General features: G+C 41.1%; 15 protein-coding genes and 1 pseudogene. 9 read left to right on the top strand and 7 right to left on the bottom strand.

From position 1 onward, the window contains the following. The first annotated feature begins 74 nt into the window (after window positions 1-74). From AC0L6R_RS15065 to AC0L6R_RS15055, 3 genes are read left to right on the top strand one after another with little or no spacing between them, the layout of a single operon-like run. The gene (locus AC0L6R_RS15065; protein WP_473271933.1) at window positions 75-1523 is read left to right on the top strand and encodes a BatD family protein; all 1449 of its coding nucleotides are present in this window, start codon (window positions 75-77) and stop codon (window positions 1521-1523) included. Further along, entirely contained in the window at window positions 1523-2608 is a 1086-nt protein-coding gene (aroC, locus tag AC0L6R_RS15060; RefSeq protein ID WP_283412258.1) for a chorismate synthase, read from the top strand. The genes AC0L6R_RS15065 and aroC overlap by 1 nt, the downstream gene beginning before the upstream one ends. Window positions 2609-2618: 10 nt before the next feature. After that, window positions 2619-3947 (top strand): dicarboxylate/amino acid:cation symporter, encoded by a 1329-nt coding sequence (locus AC0L6R_RS15055; protein WP_283412259.1) that lies wholly within the window; start codon window positions 2619-2621, stop codon window positions 3945-3947. A gap of 77 nt (window positions 3948-4024) precedes the next feature. On the opposite strand, the gene fumC is transcribed toward AC0L6R_RS15055, so the two are convergent. The 4 genes from fumC to mazG all read right to left on the bottom strand — a co-directional run bounded on the left by fumC (window position 4025) and on the right by mazG (window position 7258). Next, the gene (gene fumC / locus AC0L6R_RS15050; RefSeq protein ID WP_339866680.1) at window positions 4025-5425 is read right to left on the bottom strand and encodes a class II fumarate hydratase; all 1401 of its coding nucleotides are present in this window, start codon (window positions 5423-5425) and stop codon (window positions 4025-4027) included. A gap of 74 nt (window positions 5426-5499) precedes the next feature. After that, window positions 5500-5985: a hypothetical protein gene (locus AC0L6R_RS15045; protein WP_283412261.1), complete on the bottom strand. Its 486-nt coding sequence runs from the start codon at window positions 5983-5985 to the stop codon at window positions 5500-5502. A 6-nt stretch (window positions 5986-5991) separates the two neighbouring features. Then, window positions 5992-6372 (bottom strand): RidA family protein, encoded by a 381-nt coding sequence (locus tag AC0L6R_RS15040; protein WP_283412262.1) that lies wholly within the window; start codon window positions 6370-6372, stop codon window positions 5992-5994. Window positions 6373-6454: 82 nt separating this feature from the next. Then, complete coding sequence (gene mazG, locus AC0L6R_RS15035) at window positions 6455-7258, bottom strand: nucleoside triphosphate pyrophosphohydrolase (RefSeq protein WP_473271932.1); 804 nt, start codon at window positions 7256-7258, stop codon at window positions 6455-6457. A gap of 72 nt (window positions 7259-7330) precedes the next feature. Here mazG and AC0L6R_RS15030 point away from each other — a divergent pair, with 72 nt between their 5' ends. The 3 genes and pseudogenes from AC0L6R_RS15030 to AC0L6R_RS15020 all read left to right on the top strand — a co-directional run bounded on the left by AC0L6R_RS15030 (window position 7331) and on the right by AC0L6R_RS15020 (window position 10319). Beyond that, a complete protein-coding gene (locus tag AC0L6R_RS15030; RefSeq protein WP_111609983.1) occupies window positions 7331-7561 on the top strand; it encodes a hypothetical protein in 231 nt (76 codons plus the stop codon). Window positions 7562-7619: 58 nt separating this feature from the next. Then, window positions 7620-9013, top strand: a pseudogene (glmM, locus tag AC0L6R_RS15025) (phosphoglucosamine mutase). A 163-nt stretch (window positions 9014-9176) separates the two neighbouring features. Then, complete coding sequence (locus tag AC0L6R_RS15020) at window positions 9177-10319, top strand: cysteine desulfurase family protein (RefSeq protein WP_473271931.1); 1143 nt, start codon at window positions 9177-9179, stop codon at window positions 10317-10319. A 65-nt stretch (window positions 10320-10384) separates the two neighbouring features. On the opposite strand, the gene AC0L6R_RS15015 is transcribed toward AC0L6R_RS15020, so the two are convergent. Next, entirely contained in the window at window positions 10385-11128 is a 744-nt protein-coding gene (locus AC0L6R_RS15015; protein WP_473271930.1) for a hypothetical protein, read from the bottom strand. A 129-nt stretch (window positions 11129-11257) separates the two neighbouring features. Here AC0L6R_RS15015 and AC0L6R_RS15010 point away from each other — a divergent pair, with 129 nt between their 5' ends. The 3 genes from AC0L6R_RS15010 to AC0L6R_RS15000 all read left to right on the top strand — a co-directional run bounded on the left by AC0L6R_RS15010 (window position 11258) and on the right by AC0L6R_RS15000 (window position 15197). After that, the gene (locus AC0L6R_RS15010) at window positions 11258-11584 is read left to right on the top strand and encodes a Rieske (2Fe-2S) protein (protein ID WP_473271929.1); all 327 of its coding nucleotides are present in this window, start codon (window positions 11258-11260) and stop codon (window positions 11582-11584) included. A gap of 101 nt (window positions 11585-11685) precedes the next feature. After that, the gene (locus AC0L6R_RS15005; RefSeq protein WP_473271928.1) at window positions 11686-12954 is read left to right on the top strand and encodes an APC family permease; all 1269 of its coding nucleotides are present in this window, start codon (window positions 11686-11688) and stop codon (window positions 12952-12954) included. 125 nt (window positions 12955-13079) lie between these two features. Further along, a complete protein-coding gene (locus AC0L6R_RS15000; RefSeq protein WP_473271927.1) occupies window positions 13080-15197 on the top strand; it encodes an outer membrane protein assembly factor BamB family protein in 2118 nt (705 codons plus the stop codon). Window positions 15198-15207: 10 nt separating this feature from the next. Here AC0L6R_RS15000 and AC0L6R_RS14995 read toward each other — a convergent pair whose 3' ends face one another. Then, window positions 15208-15618: a DoxX family protein gene (locus AC0L6R_RS14995; RefSeq protein ID WP_473271926.1), complete on the bottom strand. Its 411-nt coding sequence runs from the start codon at window positions 15616-15618 to the stop codon at window positions 15208-15210. A 154-nt stretch (window positions 15619-15772) separates the two neighbouring features. Further along, entirely contained in the window at window positions 15773-16492 is a 720-nt protein-coding gene (locus tag AC0L6R_RS14990; protein ID WP_473271925.1) for a sugar transferase, read from the bottom strand. Window positions 16493-16642 lie beyond the last annotated feature (150 nt).

Below are 16642 nucleotides of genomic sequence, written 5' to 3'. Positions count from 1 at the left end.
AATACGGAGGCATTTCTCCATATGTTGCGTTATTTTAGAAATCAAAGAGTAGAATATTCCCTATTTTCGCAACCATGATTAAAACGCTTGCCCGATTCATTTTCGTATATGGCCTCTTCCTGATTTCTGGATTGGCTGTGGCTCAAGATGTACAGATTGAGCTTGGACCTGCTGAGATCGGCTTGAATGAAACATTCACTATCAAAGTAACGCTCAGCAACGAGAAAATCAAGTCTTACGATCAATTTCCCGAGATCCCAAGTTTCCAAAAACAAGGAATCTCTCAGTCTTCCTCGATGAACCTCATCAATGGTCAGATGAGCAGTTCAAACAGCATCATACAATATTATAAGCCAAGCCGAAAAGGAGATTTTACTTTACCGTCCTTTGAGCTTTCCATTAATGGACAAGCCTATTCTTCCGCTGGTAAAAAAATCACTGTCGTAGACGCTTCGTCTTCTAATAGCGGTAGAAATCAGGCTTTAGATCCATTTGCTGATTTCTTTGGACGATCGGCTGTGGAAGATCCTGAATATGTAGAAGTAGAAGATGATGCGTTTTTTTCAGTAACTGTAGACAAAGAGGAGGTTTTTCAGGGAGAAGGGGTGAATATCAGTTTGGCTTTTTATATGTCTGAAGCAAATCAAGCCGCATTTAGTTTTCATGAAGCCGGCAGACAGTTGGATGATATTTTGAAGAAAATAAAACCTACAAATGCATGGGAGGAAAATTTCAACATTAGTAATATCGATCGGGAGCAGGTGACCATCAATGGAAAAAGATGGACAAAGTTTAAGGTATATGAGGCGACATTTTTCCCATTTTCTGAAGGAGAACTAGTCATCCCGAGAATTCCTTGGGAAATGATCAAATATAAAATCGCCAAGAATCCCACTTTCTTCGGAGCCAATAGACAGGAGGATTTTAAGACTTTTTACTCGAACCCAAAGACTATAAAAGTGAAGCCTCTTCCTCCACATCCACTTAAAAATGAAGTGAGCGTGGGGCAGTTTCAACTTAGAGAAAATATCAAAAATATAGAGGTAGAGACGGGACAAGGATTTGACTATAATTTTGGGGTTAGTGGCGTTGGGAATATTAATGCGATCTCAGCTCCTAAGAGAATCCCGATGGCAAATTTGAATACCTATGACCCAAATGTACGTCAGCAAATAAACCGAGGGTACGGGCGGGTTTCTGGTATTAAAGAATTCAATTATTACATCACGATCAACGAAGCAGGAGAAGTAGACCTTGCGAAGAATTTTGAATGGGTTTATTTTGATCCCGATCGTGCGGTGTATGATACACTTAGGCCGCAGGCAAAAATCACAGTAGTAGGAGAAAGTAAAGCAAATCAGGCGATTTCTTCTCAAAGATTAGGAGGGCTTTACGACCGCATTTCTACTGAAGACAATCGGTTTTTAAACGAGAAATATAAATACTATTTTACAATCGCAATCAACGTGTTGCTACTGATTTCGGTGGCTTTATTGGCTGTATTGATAATTAGAAAGAGATAATGGGTAATTCATTTGGAAAGCTATTCAAGATCACCACTTATGGTGAATCGCATGGTTTAGCTTTGGGGGTAATCATCGAAGGGTGCCCAGCAGGACTAAAAATAAATGAGGCTAAGCTTATTGCAGAGATGCAACGCAGGAAGCCAGGACAGTCCAAAATCACCACACAACGTAAGGAAGAGGACGAGTTTGAGATTAAATCCGGGGTTTTTGAAGGAGTAACGACAGGAACTCCAATTGGGATAGTGATCAATAATTCGGATCAAAAGAGTAAGGATTATTCTCATATCTCAGATAAGTTTCGCCCTTCCCATGCAGATTTCACTTATTTCGAAAAATACGGATTACGGGATTATCGGGGCGGCGGAAGAAGTTCAGCAAGAGAAACAGCTGCCCGTGTAGTGGCTGGTGCTTTGGCTAAGCAACTTTTGGAAACTAAAGGGATCAGTGTGCAAGCATTTGTATCACAGGTTGGTGAGTTGAAACTGGACAAAACTTATACTGAATTAGATCTTAGCAAAGCTGAAGAGAACATTCTGAGGTGCCCTGATCCAAAAAAGGCAGAGGAAATGATCGAGCTGATTGATACAGTCAGAAAAGACCGTGATACCATTGGCGGAGTCGTGACCTGTGTGATTAAGAACACACCTGCAGGGATTGGAGAACCTGTTTTTGATCGATTGCACGCCGAGCTTGGAAAAGCTATGCTCAGTATCAATGCGGTGAAAGGCTTCGAATATGGAAGCGGTTTTGAAGGTGTGAAAATGCGTGGATCAGCTCATAACGATACGTTTGTGCAGGACGGCGATAAAGTGCGTACCCTGACCAATCATTCTGGCGGAATCCAAGGTGGCATTTCCAATGGAGAGGATATCTATTTCAATGTTGCATTCAAACCTGTCGCAACGATCATGATGGATCAGGATTCTGTAAATGAAGCCGGAGATTCAGTAATAGTTTCCGGAAAAGGTCGCCATGATCCTTGTGTAGTACCTAGAGCTGTACCGATCGTGGAAGCAATGGCCGCTTTGGTCATAGCTGATTATATTTTGTTGTCAAAAAGTAATAAACTAGAAGACTTCTAAACCCTTATATATGCTTAAAAAGATACCCTTACATACCCAAATAATCATCGGACTTGTTCTGGGGTTGATTTTTGGTTTAGTAGTAATCAAGACTTCCATCCCCAATTCCTTTACTATAGATTACATTAAGCCTTTTGGGACAATTTTCATTAACGGGTTAAAGATGATTGCAGTGCCTTTGGTACTAGCTTCATTGATTGTTGGTGTTTCTAATTTGGGCGATGTTTCCAAATTGAGTCGGATTGGCGGAAAAACAATCGGGACTTACTTGGTTACTACGGTTCTTGCTGTGACTATTGGTCTTGTAATGGTGAATGTTTTTAAGCCAGGAAAAAGTTTGCCTCCTGAGACTCGGGAAAATCTTATGAGCTTGTATGAAGGAGATGCTGGCTCACGTGTGGGTCAAGCAGCTGAGCTTCAGAAGCAAAGTCCCTTACAGCCCTTGGTGGATATAGTTCCGGATAACGTTTTTAGTGCTACTACAGATAACGCTGCGATGCTCCAAGTGGTGTTTTTTGCAATTCTAGTTGGTATTGCTTTGCTGAAAATCCCAAAAGCCAAGGCTGCTCCAGTTATCGCATTCTTTGACGGGATGAATGATGTAATTATTCAAATTGTCAATTTTATCATGATGATTGCTCCTTTTGGAGTTTTTGCACTCATGGCTTCCTTAATCGTGGAGATTGCTGGTGAAAACCCAGATTCTGCAGTGCAGTTATTAATGGCTTTATTGAAATATAGCTTGGTAGTATTGGGAGGGTTATTTACCATGATTTTGGTGGTTTATCCAGCTATTTTGATGGCCTTCACTAAGGTGAAATATAGAGACTTTTTCCGTGCAATCAGACCAGCCCAATTGCTTGCATTCTCTACAAGTTCAAGTTCTGCAACGCTTCCTGTTACGATGAAACAAGTGGAGGAAGAATTAGGGGTCTCTGAGGAGATATCGAGTTTTGTACTTCCATTAGGAGCCACCGTGAATATGGATGGGACTAGCCTTTACCAAGGTGTTGCAGCGGTATTCATTGCGCAGGCCTTGGGAATGGAATTGAGTTTAACGCAACAACTGATGATTGTTTTGACAGCAACACTTGCCTCAATCGGTTCTGCTGGTGTTCCGGGTGCTGGATTGATTATGTTGATTATTGTACTGGAATCAATTGGTGTTCCTGCGGCTGGTATTGCATTAATTATTGCTCCTGATCGAATTTTGGATATGTTCCGTACAGTAGTGAATGTCACTGGGGATGCGACAGTTTGTACTATTGTAGCAAGTACTGAAGGGGAGTTGCCAGATGGATTGATTAGGAAATCAAACCCATTGACCCCAAACGAATAGAAATTAACTTTTGGTCTTACATAAAAAATGGTCCCATCTTATGAAGGGACCATTTTTATTTTAGACTACAAAGATTTTTATTTCAAACTTCCCGTCATTTCTTCAGGCTTCACCCACTCATCAAACTGCTCAGAAGTCAATAAGTTAAGCGCAATCGCAGCTTCTCTTAAACTTGTACCTTCCTTATGCGCTTTCTTAGCGATAGCTGCTGCGTTTTCATATCCGATATGTGGATTCAATGCAGTCACCAGCATCAATGAATTCTCCAAATGTCTTTGGATCATAGCTGTGTTTGGCTCGATGCCAACAGCACAATGGTCATTGAATGACACGCATGCATCACCAATTAGTCTAGCTGAAGTAAGGAAATTAGAAGCGATTAATGGCTTGAATACGTTCAATTCAAAATGACCGTTTGATCCGCCTATAGAAATAGCTACATCATTTCCCATCACTTGAGCAGCTACCATCGTCAAGGCTTCAACTTGTGTTGGGTTTACTTTGCCTGGCATGATGGAAGATCCTGGCTCATTTTCAGGGATCAAAATCTCACCGATCCCAGATCTAGGACCAGAGGAAAGCATTCTTACATCATTGGCAATTTTCATCAGGGAAACTGCCAATTGCTTCAATGCACCATGAGTTTCTACCATTGCATCGTGAGCAGCCAGCGCTTCAAATTTATTCTCAGCAGTGACAAAAGGCTGTCCTGAAAGTTCAGCAATTTTCTTAGCCACTAACTCGGAATATCCCTTTGGCGTATTAAGACCAGTTCCTACGGCGGTTCCTCCTAGCGCTAATTCAGATAAATGTGAAAGGGTGTTTCTCAAGGCTTTTAAGCCATGATTAAGCTGTGCCACATAACCACTGAACTCTTGACCCAAGGTAAGCGGTGTGGCATCCATAAAGTGTGTACGCCCGATTTTCACCACATCCTTGAATGCTTCTGCTTTCTCAGCAAGTGTATCTCTAAGTTTTTCAACTCCAGGAATCGTAGTCTCCATTACCATTTTGTATGCAGCGATATGCATAGCAGTAGGGTAGGTGTCGTTGGAAGATTGAGATTTGTTTACATCGTCATTTGGGTGGATTTTCTTTTTGGCATCTTCCAAAGAACCTCCGAGCAGTACATGAGCACGGTAAGCAATTACCTCGTTAGAGTTCATATTAGACTGCGTTCCTGAACCAGTTTGCCAGATTACCAAAGGAAATTGATCATCGTGCTGACCTGCCAAAATCTCATCACATACTTTTCCGATGATATCAGCTTTTTCCTGATCTAAAACTCCAAGTTCGGCATTGGTCTGTGCCGCCGCTTTTTTCAAAATCGCAAAAGCATGAGTGATTTCAACTGGCATGCGGTTTTTCTCACCGCCGATTTTGAAATTGTTGATTGAACGTTGGGTTTGTGCGCCCCAGTATTTGTCAGCAGGCACCTCTACAGGCCCCATGGTGTCTTTTTCTATGCGGATGCTCATATTGTATGTTTTATTGAATCTTTTTTGCGGCGCTAAATTAAGTCCAAAAGCCATTTTTCCCTAAGAAAGAAGCGCTAATCCTTCATCTGGAAGTTGATCAGCTGGTGAAATACTTTGCGTGAGGCCTTCACCTGTCTATTAAAAAAATACATCGCTACTACATAATTGATAATGCACAAGCCCAAACAAATGGTGGCATAGCTAAAATTGGGAATCATAAAGCAATAAAATGCAGTAAAGGCTAGTAAAATGACAGACCAAAAAGCAATGAAAAAAAGTGCTCCTGGAAATAATCTGTAATTAATAAACAGAATACATCCCCGGGGAGTTGTTTCGATTTTCCCCAAAATCAACGGCAGAAATGTGTCGGCTCTATCCACAACCTTTGAAATTCTGAATCCTTTTTGGCCGATCAAGCCATTGAAAAGAATATCTCCTTTGACCTGAGTTCTCGGATCCAAATAATTGACTTCTCTTGTCACACGATTCAAATGACTTAGCACCTCTTCTTTGGAAAGAGCGCTGACTAAGGTTTCAGTATCGTAGGGGAAAAGGTTCAATAATGGTTATTTAACAGCTATACAAGAAATTTCCACATTTACATTTTTGGGCAGTTTACTCACTTCTACAGTTTCGCGTGCGGGAGGATTTGATGTAAAGTACTGACTATAGGCTTCATTGATTGTGCCAAACTCATCCATGCTTTTGATAAAAATACTGCATTTGACGATATCGCTGAAAGTGAAATTCGCCGCTCTAAGTACAGCCTCTAGGTTTTTCATCACTGCATGAGTTTCCTCAGTGATATTCTCATTGATCAATTCGCCAGTCTCTGCATCCAAAGCGATCTGTCCGGAAACATAAAGCGTATTGCCAGCTAAAACTGCCTGAGAATAGGGTCCAATTGGCGCTGGAGCCTCATTGGTGAAGATTATGTGATTTGCCATTTATCTTTAATTTTCAAATTTGGGTACTATGTCCAAAATAATCTTGTGGGTATGTCGAGCTTTTAGGTTTTTAATATTTGCCTTAAGCCTTTAATTTCGCTTCATTCCAATAAACATCCATCTCGGCCAAGGTCATCTCGCTGAGGGTTTTACCAGATTCCTTTGCAGCAGCTTCCAGGTATTGAAATCGTTTGATGAATTTCTTATTTGTTCGTTCTAAAGCTTCTTCCGGATTTATGTCAATAAATCGTGCATAGTTAATCAAAGAAAAGAGTAAGTCGCCAAATTCTCCGCTGGCTTTTTCGGTATCTATTTTCTTATCATCTGCTACATTGAATTCTTCCTTGAATTCTTGCATTTCCTCTTCAACTTTCTCCCAAACTTGGCTTTTTTCTTCCCAATCGAACCCAACACCACGAGCTTTTTCCTGAATCCGCATCGCTTTGATTAGCGCAGGTAGGGATTTTGGTACACCGCCAAGGACGGATTTATTTCCTTTCTCAGTGAGTTTTATTTTTTCCCAGTTTTGCTTCACTGCTTCCTCGTCTTCAGCTTTAGTATCTCCATAGATATGCGGATGACGACGGATTAGCTTTTCGCATAGCGCATCTATCATTGACGTAATATCGAAGTTGCCTTCTTCCGAACCTATTCTCGCATAAAAGACGATGTGAAGGAGAATGTCTCCCAATTCTTTTTTGACCTCGTCAGGATCTCCTTCGAGAATTGCATCAGAAAGCTCAAAAGTTTCTTCGATTGTCAAATGTCTTAGACTTTCTGTCGTTTGTTTTTTATCCCAAGGACATTGTTCCCTGAGTTCATCCATGATGGTAAGTAATCTATCAAAAGCTGCCAATTTCTCGGCTCGGGTACTCAAATTTGTCATGGGTGAGGAAACTATGCTAGGTTTGTGGACGTTTTCGAAGTAAAGCCTTAAATTTGCGCAAATTTATCCGTTATGACAACCGTATTTCTTACCCTTGGTTTCGTTGCTTTATTCTTCATTATGATGTCTGTAAGGCTGATATTCCTCAAAAACGGCGAATTCAAGGGCACTTGTGCCTCCCAAAGTCCCTTTCTCAATAAAGAAGGAGCAACCTGCGGATTTTGCGGAAAGACCATGGATGGTGATACCTCTTGTGGAAATCCCGACAATGAAGTGGACAAGGTCATGGCCAAATTCAAATAAAGTTAATCCTGTCGCCTGACGGGATTTATTAGTTTTTAATCAAATCAAATTACCATACGTGTCACTAATTAAATCAATCTCTGGCATCAGAGGTACTATCGGCGGAAAGGCTGGCGATGGACTTACTCCCATAGATATAGTCAAATTTGCTTCTGCATATGGAGCTTGGGTACTCGAAAAAACAAATAATCCTAAGGTGATTATCGGTAGAGATGCACGTCTTTCCGGTGAGATGGTTTCTGGATTGGTTTCGGCTACGCTCCAAGGAATGGGAATCAATGTGATCGATCTTGGATTGAGTACTACGCCTACTGTCGAATTTGCAGTTCCTTTGGAAAAAGCCGGTGGAGGAATCATCCTAACTGCAAGCCATAACCCAGTGCAGTGGAATGCCCTAAAGCTTCTTAATGCGAAGGGTGAATTCATATCAGACGCAGAAGGAAAAGACATTTTAGAGAAAGCTGATAAGGAGGATTTTTCTTTTGCGGAAGTAAAAAAACTTGGAAGCTATACTCAAATCAATGATTACATCGAGCGGCATATTCAGCATGTGTTGGATCTGGATCTAGTAGATGTAGAAGCGATCAAGGCCAGAAATTTCAAAGTAGTAGTAGATGCGGTGAATTCCACAGGAGGAATTGCAGTTCCTATGCTTTTGAGAGCTTTGGGAGTCACGGAAATAGAGGAAATGTACTGTACCCCAGATGGCCATTTTCCTCACAACCCAGAGCCACTTCCTGAAAATTTAAGAGATATTTCTCAGAAGCTCGAAAGAGGAAGTTTCGATTTAGGAATTGTAGTTGATCCAGATGTAGATCGCTTGGCATTTATCAATGAGGACGGATCAGCCTTTGGAGAAGAATATACGTTGGTTGCAGTTGCTGATTATGTGCTTTCAAAGACTCCAGGGAATACTGTTTCTAACCTTAGTTCTACACGGGCACTACGTGATGTCACCGAAAAAGAGGAGGAACTTACAATGCTTCAGCAGTAGGGGAAGTGAATGTTGTCAACCAAATGAAAGCGGTAGATGCAATCATTGGCGGTGAAGGAAATGGTGGTATTATCTACCCTACTTCTCATTATGGCCGTGATGCTTTAGTGGGAATCGGATTATTTTTGACTCACTTGGCTAATTTCGGAAAAAGCATTTCCAGACTAAGAGCAACTTACCCAAGCTATCATATTTCAAAAAATAAAATCGAACTCACTCCAGAGATTGATGTTGATAATATTTTGCTTGAGATCAAAAAGAAGTATAAAAGCCATCCAATCAACGACATAGACGGAGTAAAAATCGAATTTGAAAAGGAATGGGTACATTTGCGGAAGTCAAATACAGAGCCGATTATACGGATTTACTCTGAATCTGAATCAGAAGCTACCGCAGAGCACTTAGCGAAAAAGCTTATTGCTGATATCAAAGAAGTGGTCAACGCTTCCATGATTTAAGCTATACAGAATTAAAAATATATAAATTCAAAGTGAGAAGGTAACTCTAGCATTGAGGCTACTTCGGTCACCGGTCATCGGTCGAGCCAACCAAAAGGAAATACGATTATTGGCATACCTCCAGGTAATCGCCGTAAAGAATATACAACCCAACACGAGTACGATGAAAGTTTATTTAGACAATGCAGCCACCACTGCCATGGACGATCGAGTGATCGATGCCATGCTTCCTTTTATGAGAAATCATTATGGCAATCCTTCTTCTGTCCATAGTTTTGGTAGAGAAGTGAGGACTGCAATAGAAAGATCGAGAAAGAAGGTAGCTGAATTGTTAAATGTAACTCCTGCAGAAATTTTCTTCACTTCAGGAGGGACCGAAGCTGATAATACCGCGATTGTTTGCGGGATCGAAAGTCATGGAATCACTCATGCGATCACTTCTCCACTAGAGCATCATGCTGTTTTGCACACCTTAGAAATGTGTGAGAAAAAGGGCTATATCAAGCTTAGCATTTTAGATGTAAATGAAAAAGGTGAGTTGGATATAAATCAGCTGGAAGAATTGCTGAAAGCAAATCCAAAAAGCCTGGTTTCTCTGATGCATGCAAACAATGAGATAGGAAACCTGAACGACTTGAATCGTATCGGTTCTCTTGCCAAAGAGTATGGTGCGTTTTTCCATTCTGACACAGTGCAGACTATGGGGCATTATGTTCATGATTTAAAATCCCTTCCAGTAGATTCCATAGTCGCAGGTGGACATAAATTCCATGGGCCAAAAGGTTCAGGATTTCTTTATGTAAAAAAAGATAAGAAAATTCATCCTTTGATTCACGGCGGAGCTCAGGAGAGAAATATGCGTGGTGGAACGGAGAATGTGATTGGAATTATCGGAATCGCAAAAGCTTTGGAGATTGCCTATGAAGATATGGCTGAACATCAAGTTCATGTTGAAGCAATCAAAAAGCATTTTATCCAAAGCCTGACTCAGGAAATTCCTGGAGTAGAATTCAATGGACTTTCAGGAGATTTGGATAAGAGTTTATACACTGTTCTCAGCGTAAGCTTACCTCCATCCGAAGCGAACAGTGGTATGTTGCTTTTTAATCTTGATTTGGAAGGTGTATCTGCTTCAGGAGGGTCTGCTTGTAGTTCTGGAGCTACAGTTGGTTCGCATGTGCTAAGAGCAATCAATCACACACCAGAACGGGATGCGGTTAGATTTTCGTTCAGCCGATTTAATACGATAGAGGAAGTGGATTATACAGTCGGAAAGTTGAAAGAACTTTACGCCGTCGAAGCATAATAAATAATAAAAAAGGAGCTCAGAAGGCTCCTTTTTTTAATTTCAGCTTTTAGAATTTTAAATTCCTATTTGCCTTGATATCCAATAGCATAAGGAGTCCATATCTCATAAATAGGGTCGCCTTTGGAACTTAGACCGCTATGATGCCATTCTCCGTCGATTACCTCATAATTGAAGTCTAAGTTGGCACCGACCCGGCTATCATCCCGGGAAAAGAAAGTGATGCTTTCCACATATTTACCATCCTTAGCAGTGTAAGTGCCTCCCCCCGTTCCGGAAAATTCTTTTGTTTCAGAGTTGAAAGCAATCCATTGAAATCTACCCCCGCTAAGGATTTTCACAGTTCTTCTAGCTCCCGGAGTTGATCTGGATATTTCTTCTCCTCTTTTTCTACCTGTTATCACCCAGTTTCCCGTAAGATCGTCTACCGTGTCAGACACTTTTTCCCAGATTTCCACGAGCATTTTCCCATTGATATCCGATGAAATCACCATTTTCTCATTCACCCAATCCAGTTTGTATTTATTTGAAGTTCCAACTTGAAAAGGATCTAGGGTAAAGAAATCTAAAGTCTCCACATAATTACCATCATTATAGGTAAATGGGCCTCCACCGGCACTGATAAAGTGATTGTCAGCGACCTGCTTAGCTCCAAATGCGAAATAATCATCTTGATAAATCTTGATGTATTCAATATCCTTTACTTCTTGACCATCTTGATGGGTAAGTTTCCAAGCGCCTTGCAGGCTTTGAGCCTCTGCCCAACTGAAGAATATTAAGGCTGTAAAAAAAAGTATAGTTGCTTTCATGGACTTAACGGGTTTTATTCACCTATTAAATTCAACAAGATTCGGCAGAAAACCAATGCTTTATATATGTGATGGCGTGATTTCCTGATAAATGAGAGTTTTCGCCTTTGAAATTCATAGTTTAATGAAATGAAAGTTTTCTTGATTGGGGCATCCAAAAGTCAAGCGGAGCAAATGATTGCCGAAGACACCATTCACCAGATTGATTTGGACGGTCAGATTATCGCCTTGGTAAGGCAAAAGGATGAGTTTTTCGCATTTCAAAGTACCTGTCCGCATCGTGGAGCTTCCTTGTTACAGGGAGATCTGGATGCCGGGATAATCAGGTGTTCTTTGCACGGTTATTCTTTTGACTTGAAATCTGGAGAGGTCCAGCTCGGTTTATGCTCGGCTTTGGAAACCTATTCAGTGGAACTGACAGAGGAAGGCTTAAAGATCTCCGTTCCAAATGAATAGCCTATCACCAATTATCAAGTTTTAAACTTGATAATTGAATTTGCGCATTGACAATTGAATTTTCTAGCTACTTTAATAATTCATTCACCCAAGTTCAAACTATGTTAAAGCGCGGAATTCGCAGATGGGATCTGGTTTTTTTGATTATTAATTCTGTGATTGGAGCAGGTATTTTTGGCCTTCCGGCAAAAGCATTTGCGCTTTCTGGACCTTATTCATTGTTGGCTTTTGGTGTTTGTGCAGTAGTAATGCTGGTGCTCATCTTAGTCTTTATGGAAGTCAGTTCTAGGTTTGACAGAACTGGCGGACCCTACCTTTACATCAAAGAAGCATTTGGCAACCTTCCGGCTTTCGCTGTAGGTTGGGTTTTGATGCTAACCCGGCTTTTTAGCTATGCTACTTTGGTCAATTTGCTGGTCATTTACATGTCTTTTTTCTCACCGGTTTTTCAGGAAGAATGGATGAGAATTCTAATGATTGTGGGGATTACAGCAGTGTTAACAGGGATTAACCTACTTGGAATCAAAGATTCTACCCGCACCACAAATATCCTGACAATTTCAAAATTGGTTCCGTTGACGCTCTTTATTGTGATTGGACTTTTCTTTTTAAATGCTGATGCTTTTGATTTCAGTTCGCCTCCGCCAATGCCTGAGTTTGCAAACTCTGCTTTGTTGCTAATTTTTGCTTTCGGTGGTTTTGAAGCAGGTTTGGTAATCTCTGGGGAGGTTCAAAATCCTAGAAAAAATCTGCCTTTTGCTTTGATGACTGGAGCGCTGATTATTACTGTTTTTTATGTGTTGATTCAGATAGTTGCTATCGGAACTTTGCCAGATTTGGCTACTTCAGACAAGCCGCTTGCTGACGCAGCTTCCCGAATCATGGGATATGGTGGAGGCTTGTTTATTACGATTGGAGCTATAGTTTCTATTTTGGGAACCTTGAATGTTCAAATCCTTAGCGGATCCAGGTTGCCTTTTGCGCTTAGCGAATCGCGGCAATTCCCTCAAATATTTTCCTTTGTTCATCCCCGATTTCGCACGCCAACAGTTGCAGTTTTATTCTTTTCTATTCTGATTATTATCGTCGCAACGGTCTGGGATTTTATGGGGTCACTGGCGATCTCTGTCATAGCCAGATTGCTGATTTACCTATTGGTATGCGGAGCTTTGATTCGCTTGCGCAAAAGCCAACCAGATGCAGATTACTACAAGTTAAAATTTGGAATACCCTTGGCAGTCGCGGAAATAGCTGCTACGATCTGGCTTCTCAGTAGCACTCAAATAGAGGAGATTACAGATATGGCCCTCTGGACAGCGTTGGGTTTTGTGATTTATGGAGTTCACAAGATTTTTTCAAGAAAAGATTAAGGTGGCTTTTTAACAACAAAGATCACGCAAAGTTCTTGTCAGTTTTCCTCTTGTTTATTGAATTTGAGAATTGTTACATGAATTTTTCTGGATATTTTGCTTTCAAACCCAACTCAACCTATTCCATGAAAGCTTTCCTCCCTATTGCTTTTGGCTCTATATTACTTTTTTCTGCCTGCCAACAGAAAGTTTCAGAAATTGACTACACCGATTGGTCGCACTATGGAGGCCCAGAAGATGGTTCGAGGTATTCTTCTTTATCCCAAATCACTAAGGAAAATGTATCCCAGCTGGAAGTTGCTTGGACATACCATACTGGAGATGCAACCGAGCGCTCGCAAATTCAATGTCAGCCGATAGTAGTAAATGGTTTACTTTATGGCTCGACGCCTACGTTAAATGTGTTCGCAGTAAATGCAGCCACAGGGCAGGAAGTTTGGAGATTTGATCCTTTTGAGGTGCTGGGAGGAGAAAATTCCTGGGCAGGAACAAATCGTGGTGTAAGCTATTGGGAGGATGGTGATGATAAAAGAATTCTTTTTGGAGCGGGAAATTGGTTGATGGCAGTAAATGCAGAGACTGGTGAGCCAATTCTTGGTTTTGGAGATCAGGGTAAAGTTGATCTTCGAAAAGGATTAGATACAGAACGCGAGGATTTCCTGATAGTAGCAAATGCTCCTGGTGTGGTGTATGGTGATTTGTTGATTATTGGGATGCGACTTTCCGAAGGGTTGGATGCTGCACCAGGCCACATTCGTGCCTACAATATCAGAACTGGTGAGCGGGAATGGATTTTCCATACTATTCCTCAGGAAGGAGAACCTGGCTTTGAGACTTGGGATCCAGCGAATATAAAACAGATTGGTGGAGCAAATAACTGGGCTGGAATGACAGTGGATCATGAGCGAGGAATCGTATTTGTGCCAACCGGCTCGGCTACCTATGATTTTTGGGGAGGCTATCGCAAAGGAGATAATCTTTATGCCAATTCTCTGATTGCATTGAATGCCCAAACAGGTGAAAGAATTTGGCATTTTCAGGCGGTACATCATGATGTCTGGGATCGAGATTTTCCTGCAAATCCAAACTTAATTCGAATTCAGAAGGACGGAAAGTGGATAGATGCAGTCGCGCAGATTTCCAAACAAGGGATGACCTATGTGTTTGATCGGGAGACAGGGGAGCCGGTTTGGCCCATTGAAGAAACGCCTATGACTCAGTCTTCGATGCCGGGGGAATTTACTTCTCCGACTCAACCTATTCCATCTTTGCCTGAGCCGTTTATGACTATGGTTTTTGAGGACAAAAGCATTTTAAATCTAAAGCCTGAGTGGGAAGCAGATATCAGAAGTCAGTTGAAAAATGCGATTTATGGTGATACTTGGGCTCCTCCTCATCCGACCAAACCTCTGGTTCTTTTCCCAGGAATGGATGGTGGTGGAGAATGGGGCGGTGCTTCTTTTGATCCAACAAATCAAACGTTATACGTGAATGCAAATCAAATTCCTTGGATAATAGGAATGACTCCGAATGCGGATTTTGAAAATATTGGTAAATCCGTTTACACAAACTTTTGTGGGAATTGCCATGGGTTAGATAGAAAAGGAAACCCTCCGGCAATCCCAAGTTTATTGGGAGTGAAGGAGAAATATACCTATGATTCCTTGGCTATTTTGCTTCAAAAAGGAAGGGGAGCGATGCCTTCTTTTGTTCATATCGCTGATGAAAATAAGAAGGTTCTCTTAAACTATCTCTTGGATAAAGCCCCAGATGAAGGTGATAAGAAAGAAATGGAAGGTGCAGCTACACAGCTTTTCCCCCGCTATTATATGGATGGCTATAAAAAGTTGGTCACTAAAGATGGAATGTACGGGTCAAACCCGCCTTGGGGGCTTTTAACCGCAATCGATATGAATACAGGCAAGAAAAAGTGGCAAGTTCCGCTGGGAGAAATTGATTCACTGAGCGCCCAGGGATTTGCTCCTACTGGCACTGAAAATTACGGTGGACCAGTGGTCACTGCTGGTGGTGTCCTTTTTATTGCTGCTACAAAGGATGAGAAAATTAGAGCTTTCGATAAGGAAACTGGTGAAATTCTTTGGGAAGCTAAACTTCCTGCGTCGGGACACGCTACCCCGGCAGTATATGAAATGAATGGAAAGCAATTTCTAGTAATTGCCTGTGGAGGTGGGAAAGGAACTAGAAGTGGTGACGCTTATGTGGCTTATGCTTTACCAAAGTAATCTTTTGAGACTACCCTTTGTAATACATTGATCTGCGATTCGTCATTCCATCAATGGAAAACTTACCTGCCCCGAAAATTAAAATACAGAAGAAAACTATAAAATACAGGAGAGGTAATTCTTTTCTCCCAAATGGGTCTGAAGCGTGGGCCACAAAAACAGCAATCAGCATAGTAATCATAAGTGGGATTGTGGCTAGACGAGTTTTGAATCCAATGATCACTAAAATACCACAAAGTAGTTCAGCAAATACTGCAAGTGACAAAGAAACCACTGGACCCAAACCTAGAAAATCCATGAATTTGATGGGATCGTCACCAAAAAGCCGTAGCAATTTAGGATAGCCATGTGTTATAATCATACCGCCGGCTCCTAATCTAAGCGCTAAAAGGCCTATGTCTTCTAATACAGTCTTCTTCATTTCTCAGGGTGAATTTTAAGATTGCAATCCAAATTATGATTTGCTCTCAATAATCAAAGGCCTTTTTATACAACTTGCTGCATGATGTTATAGTAAGGCATAAAAAAAAGGCAGCCAGTAAGGCTGCCTTTTAATGTTTGGGTTAACTGTTAAATTACTTCCCTTTTTTATTGATCATTGTCATGACTGTCTGCCCGATGACTTTCAGATCAGTTAATAGATTTACTTGGGAAAGGTATTTTAAGTCCAAGATTACTCGTTGACACATTTCTTCTACGGTCTCTGCATAGCCAAAATCAACTTGGCCAATAGAAGTAATCCCTGGACGCAAAGTCAATAGCTGGGCATATTGAGGCTGTCTAGCGACAATCTGCTTAATAAAGTGGGCACGCTCGGGTCTAGGCCCAACGACTGACATATCACCCATCAGCACATTGAAGAATTGAGGTAGCTCATCTAAGTGAGTTTTTCTCATGAAGTTACCCCATTTGGTAATTCTAGGATCATTGTCCGTAGTCAGCTGTGGTCCATTCACCTCAGAGTCTACAATCATACTTCTATACTTAAGAATGTAGAATGGTTCGCCATTTCTACCAATTCTTTCCTGCTTATAAAATACAGGACCTTTAGAGGTTAGCTTAGTAATAACTGTCAAAGCAATAAATACAGGTAGGCCTGCAAGAATGGCGATGGTGGAAAACAAGATATCGAAAGATCTTTTTACAAATCTTGTAGTAAGTTCTATTCCTTCATTAACAGTCTGTGAAACAGAGTTTCTGGAAATATTTGTTAAGGCAAAAAGGTCAGGGATAATCCTTCCCGACTGGTAGCCTTTAAAAACAATTTCTTGTTGGTTTGATTGATTACGTATCATTGGTTTAGTCTTTTAAGTCAATTACTGTGGTACTTTGTCTTATCCAATAGGGATGCCAAGCATAAACATGCCTATTTTGATGAATAGGGTGCTTTTTGGGAAATCGTTAACATTATTTATGTGGAGGCTATCCACAAATCGAGCGTTTTT

It is taken from the genome of Algoriphagus sp. 10J20-15, from assembly GCF_055809615.1.
Note: the sequence above shows the minus strand (reverse complement) of the source record. Positions and strands in the feature narration are given on the sequence as shown.